Origin of the sequence: Hydrogenispora ethanolica, assembly GCF_004340685.1 — a bacterium.
Classification (GTDB): Bacteria; Bacillota; UBA4882; order UBA8346; family UBA8346; genus Hydrogenispora; species Hydrogenispora ethanolica.
This window is the reverse complement of the sequence record NZ_SLUN01000016.1, coordinates 115,042-123,918: the sequence shown is the minus strand read 5'-3', so window position 1 is coordinate 123,918 and position 8,877 is coordinate 115,042. Positions and strand designations below refer to the sequence as shown.

6 protein-coding genes are annotated in these 8,877 nt (G+C 57.7%); all 6 read right to left on the bottom strand.

All coding sequences use genetic code 11. The features are described from left to right. Positions 1–211: 211 nt before the first annotated feature. The 6 genes from EDC14_RS14015 to EDC14_RS13990 all read right to left on the bottom strand — a co-directional run bounded on the left by EDC14_RS14015 (position 212) and on the right by EDC14_RS13990 (position 8,877). Complete coding sequence (locus EDC14_RS14015; protein ID WP_132014932.1) at positions 212–1,381, bottom strand: sugar ABC transporter permease; 1,170 nt, start codon at positions 1,379–1,381, stop codon at positions 212–214. Beyond that, positions 1,382–2,899: a xylose ABC transporter ATP-binding protein gene (locus tag EDC14_RS14010; RefSeq protein ID WP_132014931.1), complete on the bottom strand. Its 1,518-nt coding sequence runs from the start codon at positions 2,897–2,899 to the stop codon at positions 1,382–1,384. A 207-nt stretch (positions 2,900–3,106) separates the two neighbouring features. Beyond that, complete coding sequence (gene xylF, locus EDC14_RS14005) at positions 3,107–4,111, bottom strand: D-xylose ABC transporter substrate-binding protein (protein ID WP_132014935.1); 1,005 nt, start codon at positions 4,109–4,111, stop codon at positions 3,107–3,109. Between the two features lie 608 nt (positions 4,112–4,719). Beyond that, the gene (locus EDC14_RS14000) at positions 4,720–5,775 is read right to left on the bottom strand and encodes a sugar ABC transporter substrate-binding protein (protein ID WP_132014930.1); all 1,056 of its coding nucleotides are present in this window, start codon (positions 5,773–5,775) and stop codon (positions 4,720–4,722) included. Next, positions 5,768–7,381: a response regulator gene (locus EDC14_RS13995; RefSeq protein ID WP_132014929.1), complete on the bottom strand. Its 1,614-nt coding sequence runs from the start codon at positions 7,379–7,381 to the stop codon at positions 5,768–5,770. The genes EDC14_RS14000 and EDC14_RS13995 overlap by 8 nt, the downstream gene beginning before the upstream one ends. Further along, on the bottom strand, positions 7,378–8,877 hold the full coding sequence (locus EDC14_RS13990) for a sensor histidine kinase (protein WP_132014928.1): 1,500 nt from the start codon (positions 8,875–8,877) through the stop codon (positions 7,378–7,380). The genes EDC14_RS13995 and EDC14_RS13990 overlap by 4 nt, the downstream gene beginning before the upstream one ends.

Genomic DNA, 8,877 nt, shown 5'->3' with positions numbered 1-8,877 from the left:
TTCTCACCGCTCTCAAACTTCGTGAATTGCTTGTGATTCCTTCTTTTGCCGGCTTTCCTGTCTGATTTTTTGCCTCTTTTGAACTCAATTTCGTTTGTTAGATGGCCTATATATAAAAAGATCCGGCCCGGAATGAAGCGGGCCGGATGAGAAGAAATAGGAGGCAAGGAGATTGAGGGCGAAGAGTTGGGACAACGATCGGCCGGATAAACTATTTTTTGGTCTTGATATCCACCCAGACCGCCAGCAGCAGGATGAAGCCCTTGATGATGAACTGCCAGAAGGCCTCGGTGTTCATCATGGACATCCCGTTGTCGAGGCTGGCCATGACCAGGGCGCCGATGATCGCGCCCGGAATATTGCCGACCCCGCCCATCAGGCTGGTGCCGCCGATGACGCAGGAAGCGATGGCGTCCATCTCCGCGCCGGTTCCGGCGGTGATGGTGGCGGCATTCAGGCGGGCAGTGGTCAATACGCCGGCGATCGAAGCCAGGACGCTGGCCAGGATGAAAACCACCATGGTCCGGCGGCGGACATTGATCCCGGAGAGCCGGGCCGCCTCGACGTTGCCGCCCATGGCGTAGACCTGGCGGCCAAATTTGGTGTTATTGGTGATGAAGGCAAAGATCAGGGTCAGGATTAACACCAGGATGACCGGGTACGGGATTCCCTCATATTGATAGAGGGTATAGGTGGCCAAAATAATTAAGGCGCAGTAAAAGAGCACTTGCAAAATCTCCAAGACGAGCGGCCTGACCTGGAATCCGTAGCGGAGCTTGGCGGCCCGCGAGCGGAATCTCCCGATGACCAGCGCCAGGATGGAGACGGTCACCAGAATCACGCCGGGGAGCAGATCCAGGTAGCCGCTGGAAATAATCTTAAAGCTGGGGAACATCGGCGCCACCGTCAATCCTTTGAGCACGCCGAGCAGGATGCCGCGGTAGGCCATATAGCCGGCCAGGGTGACGATGAAGGCCGGCACCTTCTGATAGGCGACCCAGAAACCATGCCAGGCTCCGATGAGCGCTCCCAAAGCGACGGCGGCCAGGATGACCCAGGGCGTCTCCCAGTGATACCAGACCTGCAGCACCGCGGCGATGCCGCCGGTGAGACCGAGTACCGAGCCGACCGACAGATCGATGTGGGTGGCAACGATCACCATCACCATGCCGATGGCCAGCACCGCGGTGATGGACATTTGCCGGGAAAGGTTCGACAAGTTGCGGGGGATCAAGAACCTGCCCTCGGTCAGGACGGTAAAGATCAGCCAGATCACCACCAAGGCCAGGATCATTGTGTACGAGCGGGCGTCGAACCGGAGCGATAGCCGTTTCCAGAAGCTCTGTTCCGGAACGGGCGCGGTTGTAGATTGGGTACTCATTTAATTCCCTCCTGTAGCGGCCAACATGATCGTTTCCTGGTCGGCCTCGTTATACAAGAATTCGCCGCTGATGCGGCCTTCGTGCATGACTAAGATCCGGTCGCTCATGCCGAGGATCTCCGGAAGCTCCGAAGAGACCATGATGATGGCGACCCCGCTCATCTTGAGCTGATTCATGATATTGTAGATCTCGAACTTGGCGCCGACATCGATGCCGCGGGTCGGTTCGTCGAGGATCAGGATCTGCGGCTTGGTCAATAGCCACTTGCCGACGACGACTTTCTGCTGGTTGCCGCCGCTCAAGTTGTTGACATTGGAGGCCAGGGACGGGGCCTTGATCCGCAGCGCCGCCATTTGCTCCTCGCTCTGTTTGATCTCCTCGTTGAAGTTGATCACCTGATACTTGCAGAGATCATCCAGGCAGGCCAGGGTCAGATTCTTCTTGACATCCTGGCCCAGCACCAGGCCGTAACGTTTGCGGTCTTCGGTCACCAGCGCGATACCTTGGCGGATGGCGTCCACCGGCGAACCGATGGTGACCGCTTTTCCGGCGATGCGCACCGTGCCGGTGTGGTGGCCGGAAAAGCCGCCGAAGATGCTCGAGACCAGTTCGGTCCGGCCGGCGCCCATCAGGCCGGCGATGCCCAGGATCTCGCCCTGCCGCACCGCGAAGCTGGCGTCAAAAATAATTTGCCGGGCGGGGTTGTCGGGATCGTAGACCTGGAAATTCTCGACCTCCATCACCACTTCGCCGAAATGATGATCGACCCGGGGAAAACGATCCGAGAGTTCCCGGCCCACCATCATCGAGATGACTTCATTCTCCGAGGTATCGCCCACCGGTTTGGTGGCGATGGTTTCGCCGTCGCGCAGGATGGTGATGGTGTCGGCGATGGCGAAAACCTCGGCGAGCTTGTGCGATATATAAATACAGGACACGCCGCTGGCGCGGAGCCGACGCAAGATTCCCATCAAGGTCTCGACTTCGTTTTCGGTCAAGGCGGCGGTCGGTTCGTCCAGAATTAAGATGCGGGCCTGTTTGGAGAGGGCTTTGGCGATCTCCACCAATTGTTGCTGGCCGACGCCCAGGTTGACCACCTTGGTGTCGGGACGGAGCTTGAGACCCACTTCCTCCAACCACTTGGAAGTTTCAAAGTAAAGTTTGGGCCAGTCGATGATGCCGTGATGGTTCGGTTCATTGCCGAGAAAGATATTCTCGCCGATGTTCAATTGCTTGATGACGGAGAGTTCTTGGTTGATAATGGCGATGCCGGCGTCTTCCGACGCCCGAATATTATGAAAACTTTGCGGAACGCCGTCGATGAGGATCTCACCGCTATAACTGCCGTACGGGTGGACCCCGCTCAACACTTTCATCAGGGTCGATTTCCCGGCGCCGTTTTCACCGCAGAGGGCGTGGATCTCGCCGGGTTTCACTTGGAAACTGACATTTTTGAGGGCGCGCACCCCTGGAAATTCTTTGGTGATCTGCCGCATTTCCAAAATGTACTGCTCCACCAGGGTTCCTCCTCTCTGTATCCCTTCGGGTCGGGGTTTAAGGCCGCCGCAACCGCGGGACTCTAAAATATCGAGAATATAACGTATCCGCCGGGTCCCGGCGGAGCTTCCCAATCCTACCGATGGTACGCTGATTGTTGCAGCGCTCTTGCAAGGATAGGGAAGAAGAGGGAGGAATACTCCCTCTTCTTGAAAATCACGACTTGCTTATTTCGGCCACTCGTTCTTCGGAACATTGCGGTAGACGTCTTCCAGTTTGTGGAAACCATCTTTGATAACCGCGCTGAACATGTTGGACTTGTCGACCTGAACCGGGGTAAGGGCCAGGAACGGCACTTTGATTTTGCCGTTGTCGACGGTCTTGTTGGTTTTGACTTTCTTGCCTTGGGCCAGCAGGACGGCGGCTTGGGCGGAAGCGACGGCGATCTTCTTGATCGGTTTGTAAACGGTCATTGCTTGGGTGCCTTCCACGATCCGTTGGCAGGCGGCCAGGTCGGCGTCTTGACCGGATACCGGAACCTTGCCGGCCAGCTTCTGGTCGGTGAGGGCCTGGATGACGCCGCCGGCGGTGCCGTCATTGGCGGCCACGACCGCGTCGACTTTGTTATTCAGTTTGGTCAGGGCGTTCTCCATGTTGCTCTGGGCGACTTCCGGTTTCCAGTCGTTGGTGAACTGGTCGTAGGCGATCTTAATCTTGCCCGCTTTGACCAGCGGATCGAGAACCTTCATCGCGCCGGCTTTGAACATGTACGCGTTGTTGTCGGTCGGGGCGCCGCCGATATAAACGTAGGTGCCGGTGGGTTTCAATTTTGTGATGTAGCTGGCTTGCAAGTAGCCGACCTGCTCGTTGTCGAAGGAGATGTACAGGTCGAGATTGCAGTTTTTGATCAGGCGGTCATAAGCGATGACCGGAACCTTGGACTTCTTGGCTGATTCCACGATGGTGGCGCAGGCCTCGGCGTTGTGCGGGATGACGACCAGGACGTCAACGCCTTGGGAAAGCAGGTTCTCGGCTTGCGATACTTGCAGGGCGTCATCGCTGTTGGCGGATTGGACCAATACTTCGGCGCCGCGTTTTTTGGCTTCGGCGATGAAGATGTCACGGTCTTTCTGCCAACGCTCTTCCTTCAGCGTATCCATGGACAGACCGATCCGCAGCTTGGGTGCTGCCATGCAGACGGTACTGGCGACCATCACCAGCAATAAACCCATCCAAACCAATTTCTTCAACGTAACTCCTCCTTTGGGATGTTGAGATTCCGGGCCGGCGATCCGGTTTCCGGTTTGCTATTCATCATCGTAGCATGCCGGGTTGGAGTTGTATCTAGAATCGGTTGCGGAGGATTATCATTAATATGTTGTAAAAAAGAAACCGAATCGTTACATTGTAAACGAATAGGATTCTTTTGTGGTGCGCTGAATGCTATAGATTAATAATTCGCTGCTATATAGGATAAATAAGTTCTACCGGGGCTCTCCCAATCATTCCTACAGGAGCGATTTCGATCGCCCAGCCCGATCGTTTGGAACTCCGGATCAATCTTCAGTCATTCAAGATCGATCTTTTGTAACTCGAGATCGATCTTTGGTGATTCAAGGTCGATCTTCGGTCATTTAAGACCGATCTTTTGTAACTTGAGATCGATCTTTGGTGATTCAAGGTTGATCTTCGGTCATTCAAGATCGATCTTTTGTAACTCAAGATCAATCTTTAGTGATTCAAGATCGACCTTCGGTCGTTCAAGATCGATCGTTTGCAACTCCCGATCGATCTTTCAGAACCCGGGAAGATCATTGTTCATAATTGACGCGGCTTTATGCTAGCGGTGGGAGGGCACGTTCATATAGATCTCCGACTTGCGGTGGAAACCGTCCCTCACGATGATGTCCATGTTTTCCTTATCGATGGGGATGGGCGTGATGATCTCCGAAGGCACGAAATGTTTGCCGTTGAAGATGGGGGCGTGGTTGGTCTTGTAGTTCTTGCCGCCGGCCATCGCCACGGCCAGATCGGCGGCTCTGTAGGCCAGCTTGCGGATGGGCTTGTAGACCGTCATCAACTGGGTGCCTTCGACGATCCGCTGGCAGCCGGAGAGATCGGCGTCGTGGCCGACCACCAGGATCTTGCCGGCCAGCCGCCATTCGGAGAGCGCTTCAATGACCGCGCTGGCCAGGCTGTCGTTGGCCGCGATGACCGCGTTGAACGGCTTTTTCTGGCTGAGCAGGGTCTGGATGTATTGATAAGCGATCTCGGGCTTCCAATCGTCGGCCCAGGCTTCGAAGGTGATCCGGATCCGGCCGTCTTTGATGAAGTTGGTCAGGACGTTTTTATAGCCCTGGTTGAACATATAGCAGTTATTATCGGTGGGCGCGCCGTTGATGATCACGTAATTGCCGTTGGGAGTGCGGTTGACCAGGTACTCGGCCATCAGCTCCCCGACCTTGATGTTATCGAAAGAGATATAGAGATCGAGATTGGCGTTGCGGATCAGGCGGTCATAGGAGATGACCTTGATCCCGGCTTTCTTGGCCAGCTGGACGGCTGCCGCCGCCTGGTTCAGATCGTGGGGCACGATCACCAGTACGTCGATGCCCCGGCTGAGCAGGTATTCGACCTGCTGGTACTGCTCCTGCTGCTCGTTGTTGGCGTTCTGGACGATCAACTCCGCGCCGAGCTGGCGGGCGCGTTCCGCCAGATATTCGCGGTCCCGCCACCAGCGTTCCTCCTGCAGCGTGGCCATAGCCAGGCCGATCCGGATCGGCTGATAGCCGATGGGCCGCGCGCCGCTGAACGCCTGCCACCAGGAGCAGCCGCTCAACAGGGTCAGACCCAGTAAGGCGAGGGCTAACAAACCGTAGGATCGTCTTTTACTCATTCTGGCTCAGCCGCTCCTTTCGCTGTAAGGCTTCGTCCCGGTATTCGGTGGGCGAGAGGTGGTAGTACTTCCGGAACAGCCGCGAGAAATAGTTGGGATCGTTGTAGCCTACCGCAAAGCAGCATTCCTTGACCGGGAATCCCTCCGCCAGCAAAGTAAGGGCTTTCTCCAGCCGGAGCTTGGTGATGTATTCGGTGAAACTGACGCCCAGTTCTTCCCGGAAGAGCCGGCTCAGATAGAAGGGGCTGACCGACACCGCCTGGGCCAGATCGTCGAGGCTCAGATCCTCCTGGTACATCCGGTCAATCTGTTCCTTGGCCTGCAGAATGACCGCCTTGACCTGGCTTTCCCGGCCGTCCTTGATCTTGTGGGTCAGGGCCAGGATCTGGCCCGCGATATTCTGGATGATCGCCGCGGTGGTCTGATCCGTGGCGAACCAGGTCAACAGCTGATCGGGAGAGGGATAGGCCATGGCGATCTTGGCGTTCTCCCGGACCAGCCTGAAGGTGGACAGCAATAATTCGAGCAGCTCGCCCAGGAGGATATGGCGCTCGGGAACGGTCACACCGCCGTAGCGGGCGGCCAGCCGGTTCAGCAGAATCTCGGTGCGGTAGAGGTGACCGAAACGCACCGCCTCGGCGATCTCCTGCAGCTGCTGGCGGAGCTCGCTCTCCCAATCCGCCGCGTCATAGCGCCGGAACGTCTCATAGCAGCAGATCGGGTTGTCGGAGGGGAAGTTCAAGGCCAGCATCGCTTCCTGGTAGGACCGGCCGAGGCTGGCCGGGGACTCGTGAATGCCGCCCACGCCGATGCGGGTCCGGGTGATGCCGCGCTCGTTGCGGAAGTATTCCAAAATCTTGTTGGCGTATAGGGTTCCGGTGGCCGCCCCGTCCCCTTCGAGCCGGGAAAGCGGCACAAAGACGGTGATCGGGTTGGTCTTGACCGGCCCGACCAGGCAGGGAAAGAGGTGGCGGATCCCTTCGGCCAGTTCCTCCAGCTTCTCGCGGACCAGGTATTTCTCCTCCATCTCCCCGGTGGCCGGGTAACTGTCGTCCGAGTAAAGCACCGCCAGAAAGAAGCCGTACTGAAAGTCGATCCCCAGCAATTCCTGGTACTCGGCCAGGGCCGGCCGGTCGATCCCGTTCTGCAGCGCATGGAGGAACTCGTTCTCGATCAGCGGCAATAATTTCTTGTACCGTTCCCGGAGGGCGAGTTCCTCCTGGCGGGCGGCACGCAAGCCGTCCAGATGGGCCTGGACCTTGTGGATCATCTCCATCATCCGGGTCTTGTTGATCGGCTTCAGCAGATAATCGAAGACCGCGAGACGGATGGCTTCCTGGGCATAGTTGAAATTGTCGTAGGCCGACAGGATCACCAGCACCGTATGGGGGTTGAAGCGCCGGATCTCGGCCAGGGCTTCCAAGCCGTTGATCCCCGGCATCTTGATGTCCATCATCACCAGATCGGGCCGGAAACTCTCGGCGATCTCGATCGCTTCCCGGCCGGACCGGGCGGTCGCCAGCTCGACGCCTTCCTTCGGCGTCAGGACTTTGGCGAGGGCGTCCAGCATAATCTGTTCGTCGTCGGCAACCAGCACCCGCATCATGCGACTTCACTCTCCCCGCCGGACCGCGCCGGCAATCGTAAGGTCACGGTCGTGCCCCGACCGGAGACGCTCTCGATCCGCATCAGATCGTCTGCCCCGAAAAAGATCCGCAACCGCTCCTTGACGTTTTGCAAGCCCAGCCCGGTGGTATGCCCCGGCGGGCGGGACTTGTTCTGCTGGAGCAGCTCCAGGGTGCTCTCGTCGATCCCCCGGCCGTTATCGGCGACTTCGATCACGGCCTGCTCCTGCTCCATCCAGGCCCGCACCGTGATCCGGCCGCCCGACTCCAGCTCCTCGATGCCGTGAATCAAGGCATTCTCGACGATGGGCTGCAGGGTCAGCAGCGGGATCTGGACGTCGGCCACCGCCTCGGGGATGGACACTTCGAACTGGAAGCGGTCATCGCCGTAACGGGTCCGCAGGATAAAGAAATACGTGCGCAAATGGTTGGCCTCCTCGGCGATGGAGACCGGCACGTCGAGCCGGCGCAGATTGTAGCGGAGCAGGCTCGAGACTTTGTCGACGTAATCGGCGGTCTGCTCGGCGTTCTCGAGCACCGCCAGCTGGACCCCGGCATTGAGCATGTTAAAGAGAAAATGCGGATTGATCTGGGATTGCAAGGCGTGCAGCTCCGCCTCGCGCACGGTATTCTTCATCGACAGGTTCTGCAGCTCCTGTTCCTGCAGGCGTTTTTCCAGCTCGGACTGGTTCTTCATCTCGCGGATCAGCCGGTCGAGGCTGGAGGCCATGTCGTTGAAGGTTCCGGCTACCACCGCCACTTCGTCGTTGGAGGAGACGTCCAGCGGCGGCAGGGTAAACTTCCCCCGGGTAATGGTGCGGGCCGCTTCGACCAATTTGCGCAGCGGTTTGGTCAACCGGTAGCTGATCCAGATGGTCATGATCACGCTGAAAAGCAGCGCGCCGGCGATCAACACCTGCCCCAGGCGCTGAATGTCGGTGAGCCGCTTGGAGATGAGCAGGTACTGGCGGCTGTTCTCCTCCAATTGCTGGGTGATCAGCCGGTCGATCGCCCAGTTGATATTGGTCCGGTAGCGGGAGACTTCCAGAAAGGCATGATGATAACCGGAGCTGTCGCGGGCCCGCTTGGCCTGGACCGCCGCTTCGCCCTGTTCCAGAAAGGAGCGGGTCATGTTGCGGATATTCTCCAGGAGCAGGAAGTTGTCGAGCGTGGGTTTGATCACGCCCAGGTTGGCGTATTCGCCGTCCACCGCCTGGCTGTACCGGTAATAATCGCGCAGGTTGTTAAAGTTGCGCGAAATCAGATACTTCTCCAGGCAAATGACGACGTTGTCGACATCGGCCCGGAACTCTTTCAGTTTGAGGTTATGGGTGAGCAGCACGTTCACCCGGTTTAAGAGAAAACGCTCGCTATAATACGAGATGAAGCTGACCAGGGCGAAGGTGGCCAACATCAACAGAAAGGCGATCAACAGCTTGCTGCGGATGGTCTGAAAGGCCGGCTGCTTGGTGGCCAT